Source organism: Paraburkholderia sp. AV2, assembly GCF_054968425.1.
In genome coordinates this window covers 107,203-123,754 of the sequence record NZ_JBANLK010000012.1, presented here as the reverse complement: position 1 = coordinate 123,754, position 16,552 = coordinate 107,203, and the positions used below count along the sequence as shown (strand labels likewise).

Annotated in this window: 12 protein-coding genes; 8 read left to right on the top strand and 4 right to left on the bottom strand. The window is 70.5% G+C overall.

The features are described from left to right. The first annotated feature begins 23 nt into the window (after positions 1-23). From V8683_RS11735 to V8683_RS11710, 6 genes are all read left to right on the top strand, one after another. Positions 24-1,229, top strand: a complete 1,206-nt coding sequence (locus V8683_RS11735) for a hypothetical protein (protein ID WP_411191607.1) — start codon at positions 24-26, stop codon at positions 1,227-1,229. Between the two features lie 108 nt (positions 1,230-1,337). Beyond that, positions 1,338-2,501 (top strand): secretion protein, encoded by a 1,164-nt coding sequence (locus V8683_RS11730; protein ID WP_411191608.1) that lies wholly within the window; start codon positions 1,338-1,340, stop codon positions 2,499-2,501. A 64-nt stretch (positions 2,502-2,565) separates the two neighbouring features. Beyond that, a complete protein-coding gene (locus V8683_RS11725) occupies positions 2,566-2,811 on the top strand; it encodes a type III secretion protein (RefSeq protein WP_411191609.1) in 246 nt (81 codons plus the stop codon). A gap of 35 nt (positions 2,812-2,846) precedes the next feature. Beyond that, the gene (locus V8683_RS11720) at positions 2,847-3,302 is read left to right on the top strand and encodes a CesT family type III secretion system chaperone (protein ID WP_411191610.1); all 456 of its coding nucleotides are present in this window, start codon (positions 2,847-2,849) and stop codon (positions 3,300-3,302) included. After that, positions 3,299-4,273 (top strand): phosphotransferase family protein, encoded by a 975-nt coding sequence (locus V8683_RS11715; protein ID WP_411191611.1) that lies wholly within the window; start codon positions 3,299-3,301, stop codon positions 4,271-4,273. The genes V8683_RS11720 and V8683_RS11715 overlap by 4 nt, the downstream gene beginning before the upstream one ends. Next, complete coding sequence (locus tag V8683_RS11710) at positions 4,270-4,929, top strand: class I SAM-dependent methyltransferase (protein WP_411191612.1); 660 nt, start codon at positions 4,270-4,272, stop codon at positions 4,927-4,929. The genes V8683_RS11715 and V8683_RS11710 overlap by 4 nt, the downstream gene beginning before the upstream one ends. A gap of 48 nt (positions 4,930-4,977) precedes the next feature. Here the strand turns inward: V8683_RS11710 and V8683_RS11705 are convergent, their stop codons facing one another. From V8683_RS11705 to V8683_RS11695, 3 genes are all read right to left on the bottom strand, one after another. Next, positions 4,978-5,589, bottom strand: coding sequence for a GNAT family N-acetyltransferase (locus V8683_RS11705; protein WP_411191613.1), 612 nt, complete (start codon positions 5,587-5,589; stop codon positions 4,978-4,980). 21 nt (positions 5,590-5,610) lie between these two features. Next, complete coding sequence (locus tag V8683_RS11700) at positions 5,611-6,009, bottom strand: hypothetical protein (RefSeq protein ID WP_411191614.1); 399 nt, start codon at positions 6,007-6,009, stop codon at positions 5,611-5,613. 174 nt (positions 6,010-6,183) lie between these two features. Further along, on the bottom strand, positions 6,184-6,360 hold the full coding sequence (locus V8683_RS11695; protein WP_411191615.1) for a hypothetical protein: 177 nt from the start codon (positions 6,358-6,360) through the stop codon (positions 6,184-6,186). 360 nt (positions 6,361-6,720) lie between these two features. Between V8683_RS11695 and V8683_RS11690 the strand changes: the two genes are divergently transcribed. Further along, positions 6,721-9,762, top strand: a complete 3,042-nt coding sequence (locus V8683_RS11690; RefSeq protein WP_411191616.1) for an ATP-binding protein — start codon at positions 6,721-6,723, stop codon at positions 9,760-9,762. 78 nt (positions 9,763-9,840) lie between these two features. Beyond that, complete coding sequence (locus V8683_RS11685) at positions 9,841-13,158, top strand: autotransporter (RefSeq protein WP_411191617.1); 3,318 nt, start codon at positions 9,841-9,843, stop codon at positions 13,156-13,158. 50 nt (positions 13,159-13,208) lie between these two features. On the opposite strand, the gene V8683_RS11680 is transcribed toward V8683_RS11685, so the two are convergent. Continuing rightward, the gene (locus tag V8683_RS11680; protein WP_411191618.1) at positions 13,209-16,481 is read right to left on the bottom strand and encodes a hypothetical protein; all 3,273 of its coding nucleotides are present in this window, start codon (positions 16,479-16,481) and stop codon (positions 13,209-13,211) included. Positions 16,482-16,552: the final 71 nt, after the last annotated feature.

Below are 16,552 nucleotides of genomic sequence, written 5' to 3'. Positions count from 1 at the left end.
CCCGCAACGTCAGGAGCAGACCGATGACGAGGGTCGAGTCGAACAACCAGGCGGCCGAGATCCTGCGCCAGGCCGAGGAGCAGCAGGCGCACCGCGTGCAGGAGCGCCTGCGGCATGCGACGCTGCACCACGGCACGAGCTTCGCGTACGGCAGCAACTCGCCGCACGCGCGGATGATGCGGTCGATGAATCTGCGGCGCCTGCAGCAGCTCGCGCGGCTGCGCGCGATGCTGTCGAAGCGCACGGACCGCGTCCGCGGTGGTGCGCATGAAGGCGCGGACGGCGAAGCGGCGCTGCCGCACGAAAGCGCGGATCGCGTGACGCGCCGGCGGGACGGCCAGGGCGGAAGGCACGGCAACAGCGGCAACGGCAGCGGCGGCGGCCGGAGCGGCGGCAACCCGAAGCGGCTGAACGTGAAGGTTCTCGCTCCGGCGGACCGGTACAGGGCCGGCCGGCGGCAGGACGGCCACCCCGGCGGGGGGAGCGGTCATGGCGGGGGGCATGGCGGGGATGCCGGCGGCCCGGGCGGCAGCGGCCAGGGAAGCGGCCGCGACAGCGGTAACGGCGGCAGCGGCCACGACGGGCGCCCGGCGCAACCGCTCGACGCGGCCGCACGGGACCGTGGCGGCAAGGTGGCGCCGATCGCGGGCAAGCTCGGTGCGGCCGCGGCGCATGCCGAAGCGGGCGGCGGCCAGGCATCGCATCCGGACCTGTTCGCCGCGGCATGGGCCAACGACGTGCTCGACCTGCTGGACGAACTGCGCGATCGCCCGGAGATGGCGTTCGACGACCGGGCGATCGATCTCAACATCGCGTGGCTGCAACTGCAAAAGCGCTTCGGCTCGCAGGTGTCGGGCGGCATCGCGATGTTCGCGGAGCAGGCGGCGGCACGACGGGCGGCATGCCCCGCCGCGACGATGCCGGAACCGGCGCCGCACGCCGCCGCTCGCTCGCCGCGCCAGGTAGTCACGGCCGCGGGCAGCGATGCCGGCGCCGCGCGCGACTGGCACGAGCGGCTGCGCGATGCGCGCTTCCTTGCGCCGCTGATTTCGCTGAACGGCAACCATCCGCGCCCGCCCGCGTGGCTCGATGCCGCGCTCGCCCGACTCGACGGAATGCGGGCGTTCAACCTCGACCGGGCCGGACGCGAACCGGCGTCGGCGGCGCCACATCAGGCCGCCGCCGACGCTGCAACGCCCGCGCGCAACGGCCCCGGCGAACCCGCGTAACGGCTGCTTCGCGCGGGCAGCTTCGCGTGCAATGCGCGGGCTTCGCGTTGCCTCGCGACTGCGCGGGGCGAAGCCGCTATCCTGGTGCGGACCACGACAGGAACTGCGATGAAGATTCTCCGAGTACTGACCGGAATTCACGCGGGCGCATCGCTAGAGCTGACACCGGGTTCGCATCGCATCGGCGCCGACGACGATGCCGACATCCGTCTCACCGACTGGCAAGGCCCCGACGCGGTGCTCGAAGCCGACCCGGCGGACGTCATCCGCATCTCGCGCGAACTGCCGGGCGACGAGGAGGCCGGCGACGTGCTGCTCGTCGATTTCGTGCCGATGCAGTTCGGCGAAACGGTGCTGTGCATCGGCCCGGAAGACGTCGCGTGGCCGTCGGATGTCGATCTGTTGTCCACGCTGCTGGCGAGCCCCGTGAAATCGCAGCTCGCGTCGTACCAGCGGCAGCAGCGGCGGCGGCGCCAGCTCACCGCGGTGGCGGCCTGCGTGGTGCTCGGCGGGGTGATCGTGGCGGGCGCGTTGCTCGGCATGACGCAATTGAGCCGCGCCGCGTTTCCGGCCAGCGCGGACGACCGTACGCTGCGCGTGACGCAGGCCCTCGCGGCATCGCACGTGGCCGGACTGCACGCGCAGGCGCTCGGCAACGCGGTCGTGATCACCGGCATGGTCCCGACCACCAATGACGACACCGCGGTGCGCGCGCTGCTCGACCGCGTGTCGCCCGATGGCATCGAACGCCGCTACGACGTCGCGCAGGACGACGTGCGCAGCATCCAGGATTCGCTCGGCATTCCCGGCGCGCATGTCGCGTACGGCGGCAACGGCCAGTTCGTGATCACCGGCAACGTGGCCGACATGCATCAGCTGGAAGCCGCGGTCGCGCGCGTGCGCGCGGACTTCGATTCGAACGTGAAGGCGCTCGTGATCCAGGCCGAGCAGTCGTCGGGTCCGGCGCCGGACACGCCGGCGGCGTCGTACTCGGAAATGGTGTCGTCCGACGACGTGCGCTATGCCGAAACGCCCGACGGCGTGAAGCACATCTTCGCGGTCGATGCGCCGGCTTCGGCCGCCACGGCCGATGCCGGCTCCGCACCCGCTACCGCGAATGCAACGGCGGGCGGCGATGCGAATGCCACCGCGCAGGCTGCACCGGCATCGTCGGCGCAAGCGGCGCAGGCGCCGGCCGCGCGCGGCGTCGCCTTTCCTTCGCCGCCCGATCCGGGCAGCCTGCCGGCCCGCCGCGATCTGCCGGCAGGCTGACCGCGGCAGACGTCCTGCCGGCGGCGCGAATCCGCACATTCCCCCCTCGTCTCTGGAGAACCCCATGTACGAAGCGATCGAAGCGTATGCCCCCGAGTTCGACAACCTGCGCGACACGCTCGTGCAACAGGGCAGCGCGAGCATCGACGCGATCCGCGACGCGCTCGAAACCACCGCTCGCCGCATCGGCGAGGCGCAGGGCAACAGCGAACTGGACCGCGACAACCTGTCGAGGCTCTATCGCGGCTTCATGGCCGCATCGCGGGTAGTCGGCCATCTGCAGGACGCGGATCAGCCGGTGCCGCGCTGAACGCGCGCCGGCCGGCACGCTGAGCGGAGCGCGGGGTGAGCACCGAACGCTACACGCAGGTCATGACCGAATTCTGCCAGGTCGTGGGACTGCCCGACGTCGACCACGTTCTCGAAACGCGCTGCATCGAGGTCGAAGGCTTCGACGTCCGGCTCGACTACTTCGATCGCGACCTCGACGCGATGTACGCGAACTTCCACTACGGCACCGTGACGGCCGGCCGTACGCTCGTCGTGTTCCGGCTGATGCTCGAAGCCAACCTGCTCGTCTACGCGCAGGACCAGGCGCAGCTCGGTCTCGACACCGACACGGGCGGCATCGTGCTGGTGCTGCGCCTGCCGTTCGACGAGGAGCTTGGCGGCGAGTTGCTGGCCGATCTGCTGTCGCATTACGCCGAGCACGGCCGGTACTGGAGACGCAACATCATCGAGTCGCCGGACGAGATGTTCGAGGGTATCGCCTCGGGCGAATACTTCTGGCTGCGCGCATGAGCCCGCCTATCGTCGCGCCCGGCACGCCGCCGCTCGGAACCGGCCGCACCGCCGACGTGTTCGACTGGCAGCCGGGCTGGGTCCTGAAGCTCTTTCTTGCCGGGTTGCCGCGCGCCTGCGCGGACGCCGAATCGCGAATCGCGCGGGCGGTTCATGCGGCGATCGACGATTGCGCGCCGTTTCGCGTGCCCGCGGTCGGCCCCACGATCGACGTCGGCGCGCGAGCCGGCATCGTCTATGCGCGTGCCGAAGGCGAACCGCTGACGCGGGCAGCCGCGGGGCTCGGCGACGACCGCCCGGCGCCGGTCCGGATCGGCGAGCGCCTCGCGCAGTTGCATCTCGGCATCCATCGCATCGATGTGCGCGCTCATCCGTCGCTCGACGCAGTGCCCGGGCAGCAGCAACGTCTGCGGCTCGCGATCCGGGCCGCGGACGGGTTGGCCGATGAACGCCGGATCGCGCTGCTGCGCGAGCTGGAAGAACTCGATGACGACGCGCAGAGCCTGTGTCACGGCGATTTTCATCCGTTCAACGTGCTGCAGGACACAAACGGAATGGCGACGGTGATCGACTGGAATCTGGCGGAACGGGGCAGCGCGCCATGCGACGTCGCGAAGACGTCGGTGCGCCTGCTGTTCGCGCCGATGGCGGGCGCGGCGCGGATCGCATCCGCGCAGGCCGGCATGCGGCGCGCGGTGCACGACGCGTACCTGCGGCGCTACTTCGCGGCAGACGCGAATGGGCGCGGCCGCGCCGCCTACGAACGCTGGCTGCCGCTCGCGGCAGCTGCGCGGCTCGTCGAAGGCGCAGTGTCCGATGAACGTGCGGCGCTGCTCGCGTTCATCGAACGCCGGATCGCGCGGGAGCCGTCCGCATTTGCCCCGCCACGCCCGATGCCTGCCATCGGATCGCCGCATCCGGCGGCCAACCGGCCCGGCTCCGGGAACGCCCATCACGAGGGGACTTCATGATCAGCGAGGAACAGCACGCCCTTTACTACGCTGCCCGCGCCCGCGAATACGACGCATCGGTGGGCTACGGCAAGGCGCCGGTCGAGGCGGGACTCGCGCCGCTCAAGTCGCATCTTGCCGACGCAATGCAGGGGCTCGACGTGCTGGAGATCGCGTGCGGCACCGGCTACTGGACCCGCGTCGCCGCCCGGACCGCGCGCTCGGTACTCGCGGTGGATTTCGACGCGACGTCGCTGATGCTCGCGCAGGCCCGTCTCGCGAGGCACGATCGGGTGTCGTTCGCGCGCGCCGACGCGTATCGTCTCGACGGCGTGCCGGCGCACTTCAACGGCGCGTTCGGCATGTTCTGGTGGTCGCACATGCCGCGCACGCGCATCGGCGAGTTCATCGACGCGTTGCATGCGCGGCTCGCGCCGGGGTCGCGCGTCGTGTTCGCCGATCAGCTTCCGTATGCGCACCCGGGCGCGCGGCGCGTTGACGAACGGGGCGATCTGATCGAGGAGCGGGCGCTGTTCGACGGAACGCGCTTCGAAGTGGTCAAGAACTTCCCCACCGCGCAGCAGATGTCGAAGTGGCTGGCAGGCCGTGCGAGCGGGATGGAATTCTTCAGCGATCCGAACGGACGCTGGTGGTTTGCGAGCTATCGCACCGTGTAGCGGCTTCCCCGGCGCGAGCGCAGATCCGCGCCGGCCGGCCAGTTAGGGCTACGCGTGCGCCTCGCAGGCGGCGGCTTCGTCGATCGATGCGGGAGAGGCGACGCTTCGCGTCATGGCATACAGGTAGCTGTCGGCCGCGACGAGACCGCGGTTCGGCCGCGCTTCGTAGTTGACCATGACGCCCTCGCGCGTGAAGCCCAGGCGCTCCATCGCGCTGTACGCGCGCCCGTCGACTGCGCAGCACGCGAAGACGCGATAGATGCCGGGTTGCGCGATCAGCCAGGCGAGCAGTTGCCGCAGCGCGACGATGCCGTCGCGCCGGCGCCGGTTGCCGCCGCTGCGGCTGATCACGACGCCCAGTTCGATCTGCGGCAGGCGCGGCGTCAGTTCGATGATCGCGGACAACGCGCCGTCGTCCTTGCCGAACAGGCCGTAGCGAAAGCGCGTGCCGAACCGCCAGCCGAGCATCGACTCCGTGATGTAGTCGTGGGTCATCCAGGCGTCGGCGTGGCGCTGGAGCGCGAGATCCTGCATGGTCTCCGGGTCGCCTAGCATCTGCTCGAACAATGCCTGGCAATCCTCAGGAGCCAGCGGCCTCAGCAGCAGACGTTCCGTCTCCATGCGGTCGAGCGGCTTGAACGGCATCCGGGCGTCCTGCATCGTTCCGCTCGCGCCGGTGCGCTACCGCGCGGCCTTCTCGATGCCTTCCGCCAGCGAATCGGTGAGCTGCCCCATCTGCGCGGAAGTCTGCTGCAGGATCTGCATCCTGTTGCGCTGCATGTCCAGCGACGTTTGCATCAGTTGGGGAAGCGCCTGCGCGGCGTTGCCCTCCAGGGCCTGGCGCATTCTCGACAGCTTGCCTTCGGGCTTTTGCGGCGTGCCGCCGTCGGGCACGAACGTCGCCGCCTGCCCGGCTGCGGGACGCTGTCTGCGCAACGTCATCAGCCCGTTCATCGTCTCGCCCGCCGCGCCCGAAGTGGCCGTGGCCTGCGGTTCGCGCGGGAGGTTCTCCGCAGGCGAGGCCGAGCCGGAATCCGCGCCGTGATCGACGCGCACGTTGCTGGATTCGATGTCAGGCATACGCTCTCCTCGAAGTGCGACACAGCTTGCATGCTTTGCAGCAACAAACGCAACACCGTCACCGTACCGGCTGCGGGAAGCCGGTCTGGCGCCGTCCGGGGTCGTTAGAACGGCCCCACGCCAGGCATCGATGAGGCCGTAAGCAGCAAATAGAGAAAAATAGAAAACGCCTGTTTACTTTGCTGCGGATTTCAGCGAATCGGCGAGGCTATTGGAAAATTGCGCTTTAGCGTTCACCGATGCGTTTTCCATATTCATGATGCCTTCCTGTGTCTGAAATGCTTCTGCCATCATTTGGCTTTCCTGCATTTCGGACATCATTTGCTGCATCATGCTTGCTTCTTGTGCCATACCCATAAAAATTCCTCCAAGGTCGCAAAAGGACGTTGACGAACTCCAAGCAGTTTGCCAACTGCGCTGAGTGTACTGAACCGGCTTTGTTTGCCGAGCGGGCGCACGAACCTCTGTCTGTTTTAGCGAAAAGCTTGCAAATCCCGCATGGACGGCCGCGCGGCGGGCGGCTCGCACCCGCGTTCTTTTCAAGCCCTGCCGGCGGGGTCTGAATAAATGTGCAAGCCGGAAACATTTGCTCGCGCTTCGCGAGATAATGCATCGGTATGAAGATTATGGGCGCGCGCCGAGCGTGCGCCCCGACCGGCGGGCCCATCGCCGCCGGACCGCCCGACCATTTCGAAGCCGGAGACTTTCCCGATGTCGTTACCGCGACCCATTGGGCAGGTGATCGCCTTTTCGCGTTTCTGGCTTGCGCGTGAAGCAAAGCTGCTGATTTCCGACGGTACCGTGATCGAGCTGGCCGCGCGGCCGTTCGCCGTTCTCGTCGCGCTGCTCGACGCGCGCGGCCGCGTCGTCTCCGCCGCGCAGTTGCGGGACCTCGTGTGGCACGGCGCGCCCGTCGACGCGAACACGGTGCAGGCGCAGATCTCCGCGATCCGCCGCGCGCTAGGCGAGGAACGCGACCTGATCGTGACGGTGCCCGCGCGCGGCTACCGGATCGCGGGCGACATCCGCATCGTCGACACGCCGGACGCAAGCGCCGGCGCAGCGCACGGATCGCATCGCGACGACGGCCCGGCTTCCGTCTCCGCCGTGGAGACGCCGCGCCCGGGCGTCGCGGCGGCGTCCGCGGGCCCGTCGACAACGTGCGCCGATGCAAGCCGCGACGCAACGCTCGCGGCCGCGCGCGGCCCGCTCTCGACATTGCCGTTCATCGGCCGCCATGCCGAGCTGTCCGAACTGCTCGCGATCGTGCCGACGCGCCGCATCGTCACGCTGACCGGCGCGCCCGGCATCGGCAAGACGCGGCTCGCAACCGAGGCCGCCGCGCGGCTGGCGTCGCACTTTCCGGACGGCACGTTCTGTGCGGAACTGGCGTCGCTGAGCCAGCCGGAGCGCATCGCGAACGCAATCGGCGCGGCAGTCGGCATCGATCCGGACACCTGCTCGGGCGAATCCGCGGCGCTCGCCGCGCACCTCGGCGAGCGGCGCATGCTGGTGATCGTCGATCATTGCGACCATCTCGCCGACGCGGCCGGCCAGGCGCTCGACGCGCTGATCGCGAACACCTCCGGGCTGCACGTGATCGTCACCTGCGGCACGCCGCTCCTTATCACGGGCGAACTGCCGGTCGCGATCGCGCCACTGCGCGTGCCGGCCGACGCGGACGACGGCAAGCTTTCGGCCTTCGTCGACGACGCGCTGCATCTGCTCTGCGCGCGGCTCGCGCACGCGCTGCGCGATGCGGGGCACGACACGCGGCCGCTCGATACGGTCACGCTGGCGCCCACGGCGTTCCACGCGGCGGCGCGGATCTGCCGGCGCGTCGAGGGCGTGCCGCTGGCGCTCGAACTCGCCGCCGCGTCGATCGCGACGGGCATCGTCGCGGGTGCGAGCCTCGACGCGGCCATCGCCGCCTGCGCGGACGCGCTCGATACCCACGTGACGCGCCGTACCGGCGCACGCCGCGTGACGCTGCCGCGCTCGGCCATCGCGCAGACCGTGATCGAGCTGTGCGGCGGCGCGCTGGACGAACCGGTGCGCGTCGCGCTCCGGCGGCTCGGCGTGTTCGCCGGCGCATTCTCGTGCGATGCGGCACTCGACCTGCTCGAAGCGTTCGCCGCGCCTCAAGGCTGGCAGGACGCCGCGCAACGCGACACCGGCCGCAGGCACCTGGATGCGCTCGTCGCCGCGGGCCTCGTCAATGCAGCAGGCGACGACGGAGGAAGAGGCGCCGCGCGCCTGCGCCTGCCGCACGCGGTGCGCCGCTACGCGCTCGTCGAACTCGATCGTCACAGCGAAAGCGACGCGGCCGCCGCGCATCACGCGCACTACGTCGCGCGCGAGCTCGAACGGCTCGCGCAAGCCTCGGCGCACGGCGGCACCGGCCAGCCCGCGCCGCGCATGCGAGCCCAGGCGCGCGACGAGATCGACGCGCTGCGTGCCGCGCTCGAATGGTCGATCGCGGCGGACAAGGTCGAGCTATGCGCGGCGATGCTCGATCACTCCGCTCCGCTCTGGGTCGCGCTCTCGCTGCTCGACGAATACATCGGCTGGATTCGCGCGGCGCTGGCACGCGCCGACACCGTGCCGATGCGCCATATCCGCGACGAGATGCGGCTGCGCACCGTGCTCGCGCGTGCGCTGATGCTCAGGCACAGCGCGTCCGACGAGATCGTCGCGAGCTGGGAGCACGCCTATCAGCTCGCGACCATCTGCGCGGACACGCCGCATCGGCTGCGCGCGCTGTTCTGCCTGATCATGAGCGCGCTCGACGCGGGCCACGTCGAGCGTTGCCTGCCGTTGTGCGCCGCGTTCAGCGAGATCGCGGCGACCGCGCAACTGCCGGCGGCCGACCTGACCGCGCGGCGTCTCGAAGGCATCGTGAAGGCATACCACGGCAAACTCGACGACGCGATCCGGCTGCTGACGCCCGTCGTCGAACACCACGGCGCGTGGGCCGTGCGCACGGTCGGCGCCGAACCGCCCAGCGAACCCGTCTACGATCGCGACACGATCCGCGAGGCGAATACGATGGCGACCGGTTTCGGTCTGTCGCTGCATCTCGTCGCGGAGGCGATTCTTGCCGCCGTGCACTGGTTCACCGGCAAGCCGCAGGCGTCCGCGCCGCTGCGCGACATGCTGTGCGCGTCCGGCGACGAAAGCGAACCGCTCGCGGACAGCATCGCGCTCACGCTGGCCTGCGCGCTCGCGATGCTGGACGACGACGTCGCGCTCGCCGAATCGTGCGCGGCCTCGCTCGTCACCTGCGCGCGGCTCGCGGGCCTGCCGCGCTGGCTGCGCGCGGGCCTCGACGTCCAGCTCTGGCTCGATGCGCGCCGCGGCGACACCGACGCGGCGCGGCGGCTGCTCGGCGGCGCGGCCAAGCGGATCGGCCGCGGCCGCGTCGTGCTGCTCGACGTCGCGATCGTCGCGACGCTGCTGCCGCGCGTGCCGCTCGACGACGCGGAGCTGATCGCCACGCTCGGCGCGGCACTGCGCGCGGCCGTCGAACAGGGCGCACGTCTCGGCGAGCACTGGCACGGCCCCGAACTGCAGCGCATCGACGCCGCGCTGCGGCGCGCCGCGGGCGAATCCGCGGGCGCGGTTCGCGCGGTGCTGGAGCGCGCGCGGGAACAGGCACGGCACTACCGCGCGACGCGCATCGAGCTGCGCATCACGGTCGACCTCGAAGCGCTGGAGACATCGGCCGCAAGCGGCGCGCTTCGCATTCGCTGACTGCGGTTCGCGTGCAGCCTGGGGGCGTCACACTCGCGCTTTACCGTGGGTTGCATCGTCCGTTCCGCAACCCGCACGATGTCCAACGTCACCGGCCCGCTGCCCGCGCCTCAACCGCCCCCGGAAAACCAGCCGGCGACCGGCACCGGCGCGGCCGCCACGGGCAACGCGAATCTCGCGGCGCCCGCGCCGCAGGGCGCTCCGACGCCTTCGCACCTGCCGCGCGACGAATCGCCGCTCGGCCGGCTCACGCACGCAATGGCGCGCACGGGCCAGCGCCTGCGGCACGCGAAATTCGACGTCAGCACCGCGGTATCGCAACGGACCCAGCACGGCAAGCCGCTCGCGCCCGCCGACTACACCGCGAACGGCACACGCTATCCGGTACGCCCGGCCGCACCGTCGAACGCGGCGGCGACGCCGCTGCAAAAAAGCGAGCGCGAAGCCCGCGCGGCCCTCGCGAAGACTGCGCGCTCGCAGGCGCCGGCAACGAACGCCCCCGCTCCGGCAAGACCGGATGCCGCCGTTCCCCCAGACAACCTGCAGGACCTGCCGCTCGACGCGATGGACGGCGGCGCCGCCCTGCTCGCCTACGTCGCGCGCCGGATGCCCGGGCCGCAGAACGATCCGCTCGCGGCCGGCGAGCTCGCGAATGGCCTCGCGATGCAAGGCGCGCCGGCCGGTTCGCCGCCGACCACGCGCGGCGCGCTGCTCGCGCATGCGCTGCACGGCGCCCAGGTCGGCGATGCGCACGAAGCGGCGCAAACGCTCGACACGCTGGCGAGACTCGACTTCACCCGCATGGACCACGCGCGTTCGGCATCGCCCGCCGAAGCGCGCGCGTGGCTCGCCGCGCGCACGCTGTCGCGCACCGACGCGGGCTTCGAGGCGCTGGAGCATCTGCGCAGCACGGTCGGCAACACGCCGCCCGCCGCCGATCCGTCGACGCGGCTCGCGCAGCGGATGATGCTGCAGGCCGCCGATGCGCTCGAACCGGATGTCGACCCTGCCGCGCATCCGCTCGCGCGCGATCCTGCGCCGGGCATGACCGCCGCGCGGCACGCGCCCGCGGTCGGCACCGGGCCGCGCGACGCGCCGTTCGCATGGCAGGCCTACGACGCCGCGCTGACGCTGACGACCCAGGGCCGCACGCGGATGAGCGACGACCAGAAAGGCGTGTTCTTCGCATGGCGGCAAAACTTCCGCGAAGACGGCCGGGGCAGCGACCTCTCGAAGGCCCGCGAACGTCTGAACAAGTTTTCCGCGAAGACCATCGACCGCGGCACCGAGAGCCGCTGGAAAAGCTTCCTGCCGCGCGTGTTCGGCAAGCACGTGGCGCCGCAGCGCGCGCTCGCGTACGGCACCCAGGGCGTGCCGCGCAAGACGGTCGGCGCCGAACGCCAGGCGCTGCAGCAGGCGATGCAGGACACGCTGCCGCCGCTCGTCGAGCGGCCCGAGATGCGCCCCGCCGCGGCGCTCTCGCACGCGCGGCCCGAGCGCTCGATCGCCGAACTCGCCGCGCTGCACGTCTGGCTGGAGAGCGGCGGCTTCGCGAACGGCCATCCGGACGCGCAGCAACTGCATGCGATCGCGCAACGCGCGGAGCGGATGTGCGCCGACCTGCAGCCGCGCGACGTCGGTTCGCCCGCGACGCTGGAGCGGATGCGCCGCACCACCGCGGGCTGGGCCGCCGCCGATCCGCACGCACTCGCACGCGACCCCGCGTTCAAGCCGGTCGCGAAGCGCCCGTTCGACATGGAACGGCTCGCGTCGTGGGGCAAGGTCGCCAGGGTACCGGCCGATTCACCGTTCTGGGGCGACCTCGATGCGCTGAAGCGTGCCGCGCGCCCCGATACGTCGACCTCGACGCCCGCCGACATCACCAACGCCGACGACGTGCGCGCAACGCTCAAGGACGTCACGCGCAACCTGCAGTCGAGCTCGCGTCTGCGGCTCACCGACGGCGGCCGCCTCGGCATCAGCACGCGCGGCCTGTCGGCCAATATCGGCAAGCTGCTGCATGCGGGCGCGGTGCCCGTCGCGCCGCGTCTCGATGTGCGGGCGTCGAAGTCGCGCGAAGGCGTGATCGAGCTGAGCCGCAGCACCCAGGGGGTCGAGATGTTCGTCGGCACCGCGAAGACCTCGGTGCAGCATGCGGGCGTCGGCGTGCTGGTCGGCTACGACGCGGACGTCGGCCTGACGCAGTTGCGTGCCGGCGTGACGACCCAGGCCGTGCTGCATTCCCAGGAACTGCAGGAGCCGAGCGGCGTGTCGCTGCGCGTGGCGCGCCGCGTCAATCCGAACGGCACCGGGTACGACGACAACGCAATGCGCGCCAAGCTCGGCGACGTGGTCGACCACGTGTTCGACGAAGCGACCCACGCGCGGCGCAGCGACACCGACGGCGCGCGCGGCACCTGGAACCGGCTCGCGGAGCGCTATTTCGACGACCCGGACGTGTCGGTGAGCTGGACCGACACCGTGTCGCGCACGGTGAAGCGCGGCGGCTCGGCGGACGTGGGCGTGTCGGTGAAGATTCCGAATGCGGCCTCGCCGGTGCGGGTGGGTGTCGGCGCCGGCATCGGCTACGAACGTACCGCGAAGCAGACGCTCGATTCGAACGAAACGAGCGGCCGGATGCAGATCGAGCAGCATCGCGTCGGCGGCGGCTCGCGGCTGCTCGGCAAAATGGGCGGCACGGTGAGCGCCACCGGGAACGCCGGGGAGGTCGGCGTGGGCTTCATCTCGCTCGACGCGCCGTCCGCGACGCTGACGTTCAACGACGACAGCCGGCTCGCGAAGGTGCAGCTCGTGCGCGAGAACGGCACGCTCGCGCATCGCGCGTGTCTGTTCGACACCGAGTATTCGAGCGCCGAGACCTACACGCGTGCGATCGATGCGAGCCGCGAGCAGTGGATCGCGCTGTTCGCGGCGCAGACCGAGGACGAACAGCGCGCGGAGCGTCAGCAGGCGCGCCTGAACGGCCTGCCGGAACCGGCACTGCGGCCGCCGCGCGAGATCGCGGCGGAACGGCTCGACGCGCACCTCGCCGACGTGAAGGCGAACCGGCGGCCGAACCAGACCTACTTCCACCGCTACCGGCTCAAGCGCGACGCGGCGAAGCAGCTCGACGTGCTCGCCGCGCTCGGTGCGCAGTTGCCGAAACAGGGGAGCGCCGAAGCGCGCGCGCAAATCGATCGCAAGGTTGACGGAATCCTGAACGAACCGGATTCATGGATGCCGATCGAGCTGAAAGTGAAGGAGCGCACGACGGTCACGCGGGCGCCGGGCTTCAACTTCCTGCTGCAGATGAACGCGCAGACGAGCGCGACCGGCGACCGGGAAATCTTCGCGGAAAGCATTCCGTTTGCGCTGCTCGAACGACTCGACCCGTGACGCGACGCGGGCCGTACGCGGCCCGAGGGCCGCTTTGCCGCCGCATCCGGTCACGCCCGCGCCGGCAGCGCGCTCAGCTCGCGCTGCGCGCTGACCTGGCGCACCGACTGGGCGGCGAGCACGTATGAGACGCCGTGCGTGCGCTGCGCCGAGTTCGATTCGTAGCTGTACAGCACCTGGTTCGTCCAGCTGCCGGGCGCTTCGAGCACGCGCGCGATCTCGCCGCGAATCCGCAGCATTTCCTGCTGGTCGGCCGCGCTGAGCGCGCCGCCGCTCTCGGCGCGCTGCTCGTACATCCGTATCGCGCCGCGGAACGCGTTGATCTCGGCCGCGGCCTCGGGCACCATCCGCTGCCGCTCGCCGTGGAACTGGTTGCCGCGCGTCGCGTTCAGCTTGACCTTGGTCTGGTACAGGTTGAGCGCGTTCTGGTCGCCCGCCATCGATGCGGCCCAAGCGTCGTTGCGGCTGTCGACGTACTGCAGGTAATCGCCGACGCGCGTGAACTCGGTGTCGCGATAGGTGCGGTCCGGCACGATCTCGCCGTCTTCCTCGTAGAGGCGCAGCGTCGAACCCTTGCCGCTTTGCAGGATCGTCGTGCCGAAGCCGATCAGCGGCACGCTCGAAAACGACAGCGAGTTGAACGGCCCCGGCCCCGACACGGGTACCGGCGTGGGACTCGCGACGAGCGTCGCGCTGCCGTTCAACGCGACGCGATGGCTGGTGCTCGACTTGTCGACGGTGCGCCTGCCGCTCTCGTCGGTCGCGTGCGCCTTCGTCGTGTTGCCGATCAGCTCGCCGGTAATCAGCGGTCCGAACTTCACGTTCGCGGGCGTCACATAGCGCACGCCGGCCGTCGCGGTTGCGGCGGCGTAGTTCGTGCGCGACGTGTTGTCGACCCAACCGATCGACAGGTCCGGGTCGGCGAAGAACTGCTGCGCCATCCCGTTCCACATTTCGTCCTTGTTGCGCGAGAGCTGTCCGCCCGGGCCCGAGGTGCCGATCGTGCGCACCGCTTCGGTCAGCTTGCCGCGCCAGGCGTCCGGATTGCCCGGATTGGCCGCCTGCGTATAAGGCGCGCGGAGCACGACGCCGCGCGGATTGCTGGTGTCGCGTCCGCCAAGCAGCTCTGGCGCGAAGCTCGCCATCACCTTGCCGCCCGCCAGCGACCAGCCGATGAAGCCCGATACGCCCAGGTGCGCGGACTTGCGGTTGTCGGTGCCGATGAACATTTCGCCGTGGTGCGACGTCGAGCCGACCTCGAGCACCGCATGCCGGCCCTTCAGGTAGCGCACGTCCGGCGCGACCGACGCGCTCGGCGCGCCGACGAGGCCCAGCGCCTTCGCGAAGTTCTCCGAAATATTCGCATCGAGCCCGTAGACGCCGCCGCTCGACATCTGCACGCTCCACGTGCGCGGAATGTTTTCGATCAGATGGCAGACCGAATCGATGTTGCCCTCCGGCGTCGCCGGCCGCTCGACCGGATCCTGGCGGATCGTCTGCATCCGGTCGAGATTGTTGCCGAGCGTGCGGTTGCCGGGACCGGCCGGCCGGGTCGGGTCGGGACGCGTATTCATGTCGATGTTCGCGCCCTGCGCCCAGTTGCGCAGCGTCTGCGCGTTCATCAGCGGCAGGTTGCGGAACGCCGGACTGTTGCGCACCGTCGCCTTGTCGGTATGCAGCGCGTCGGCGACGTCGCTCGCAATCTGGTCGCGCTGGAAGTAGCCGAGCTTCATGTCGTCGCGCAGCCACCCCTTCGCGCCGATCGAGTTCTTCCATTGCCGCAGCGCGGCCGCGCGCACGGCCGCGTCCATCGTCTGCGCGTCGGGCGGATTGCCCGGCTGGGTCTGCGGCCCGGCCACGACCGCCTGGTTCAGATGATCGACGACGACGTCGATCGAGTGCAGCGTGCTGAAGTCCTCTTCCGGGTGATCCATCAAGCCGCCCGCGGTGCCCGCTTCCAGCGCGGCGGCCGGATTCTTGTCAAAACCGAACGGATGCTTGATGCCGTCCTTGAAACGCTGCGCGGTGCGCTGGAGCCAGGAGCCGGTACGCGCCGATGTCGCGTTGCGCTGCGCATACTTCACGAACGCATACATCCGGCTTTGCACCTGGCCGAGATCGGCTTCGGCGATGCCGTTGCGATGCGCGAGGTACGCGCTGCGCAGATGGACCGGCGGCTGCGCGTTCACGTCGGTCAGGAGCGCGCGGCTGCACAGCAGCGCCTTGGCGGCCTGCGAATGGTCCGCCAGCGCGGCGCTCAGCGCCGCCGGATCGGCGGCCTGGGGCGGCGCCAGATGCGCGTCGCGCTCCGCGGCCGGCAACATCGCATTCGCGGCCCGTGCCAGTTCGTCGAGGTTGCGCGGCGCCGGCGGCGCGTTCTGGCCTGCCGGCCAGGCGGTGAGCAGTTGGCCGGCCGCACGCCAGGTTTGCCAGTCCGCTTCTTCGTGGATTCTCGTGTCGCGTTGCGTCGGGCCGGCGAGCACCGGACCGCCCTGATTGATCGGCGGCGCGGCTTCGACGTCGCGCAGCGCGCGAAAGCTCGCATGGGAACGCGCCATGACGCAGCGGGTCGCAAACGCGTCGCGCTCCTGCTGCGCGTTCGGATGGGCGATCTGCCCGCTCAGTACCTGCAACGCGTCGCGGGCGCGCTGCACGTCGCCGCCCGTCGCTTCGGCCAGCGCGTGGCCGAGATAGCGCGCTTTCGCGAGGGGCGGCTCGCCGCGCGCCTGCTGCGGAATCGCGTTGCGGATTTCCTGCATCAGCGCACCGCGATCGGCGCCGTGCTGCTGCAGTTGCGCCTGCGCCGCATTGGCCGGAGGCGGAAAACTGCGCGCGAGATGACGATCGAACGGCGCATCGTGGCGCAGTTCGAGCGACGCGAGCGATGCGGTCCGGTCGTTTTCGCCGACCGAGGTCTTCACGTTGGCCGGGTGTTGCGACGCCACGCCGATCGGCATGCTCGCGTTGGCTTTCGGCGTGCGGATCTGGTCCGGGCGCGGCGCGATTTGCGGCGCGGGACGCGACGCGCGCACGGTCGTCTGCGCGCGGAACGGCGTGGCGCTGACACCCGCGCCGCCGCCCGTCAGGTCGGTGTTGAACGGTGACGTCTGCGGCATCGGCGCACCCGGCCCGGGCGCGCCCGTGCCCGGAAAATGACTCTTCAGCGCTTTCAGGCCCGCGAGCGCCCCGCCGACCTCGCGGGTGTCCGGCAGCGGAACGTTCGGCTGTGCCTGGTTCGGTTGCGCCTGCGGCGGGTTGGGCGGGACGGCGGGATCGGTGCCGAGGAAGGGCAACGCATTGCGAATGTCGGACCAGAACGGCACGGCACGCTCCTTTCAGCAAAGGTCGGCCTCCTGATGCGCCGACGTTTGCGCATTGTCATCGGGAAGTCATG

What these genes read in the sequence shown, in the direction of transcription:
- V8683_RS11735 (WP_411191607.1), top strand. Translation starts at nt 24, where the DNA reads ATGACGAGGGTCGAGTCGAACAACCAGGCGGCCGAGATCCTGCGCCAG.
- V8683_RS11730 (WP_411191608.1), top strand. Translation starts at nt 1,338, where the DNA reads ATGAAGATTCTCCGAGTACTGACCGGAATTCACGCGGGCGCATCGCTA.
- V8683_RS11725 (WP_411191609.1), top strand. Translation starts at nt 2,566, where the DNA reads ATGTACGAAGCGATCGAAGCGTATGCCCCCGAGTTCGACAACCTGCGC.
- V8683_RS11715 (WP_411191611.1), top strand. Translation starts at nt 3,299, where the DNA reads ATGAGCCCGCCTATCGTCGCGCCCGGCACGCCGCCGCTCGGAACCGGC.
- V8683_RS11710 (WP_411191612.1), top strand. Translation starts at nt 4,270, where the DNA reads ATGATCAGCGAGGAACAGCACGCCCTTTACTACGCTGCCCGCGCCCGC.
- V8683_RS11705 (WP_411191613.1), bottom strand. Translation starts at nt 5,589, where the DNA reads ATGCAGGACGCCCGGATGCCGTTCAAGCCGCTCGACCGCATGGAGACG.
- V8683_RS11700 (WP_411191614.1), bottom strand. Translation starts at nt 6,009, where the DNA reads ATGCCTGACATCGAATCCAGCAACGTGCGCGTCGATCACGGCGCGGAT.
- V8683_RS11695 (WP_411191615.1), bottom strand. Translation starts at nt 6,360, where the DNA reads ATGGCACAAGAAGCAAGCATGATGCAGCAAATGATGTCCGAAATGCAG.
- V8683_RS11690 (WP_411191616.1), top strand. Translation starts at nt 6,721, where the DNA reads ATGTCGTTACCGCGACCCATTGGGCAGGTGATCGCCTTTTCGCGTTTC.
- V8683_RS11685 (WP_411191617.1), top strand. Translation starts at nt 9,841, where the DNA reads ATGTCCAACGTCACCGGCCCGCTGCCCGCGCCTCAACCGCCCCCGGAA.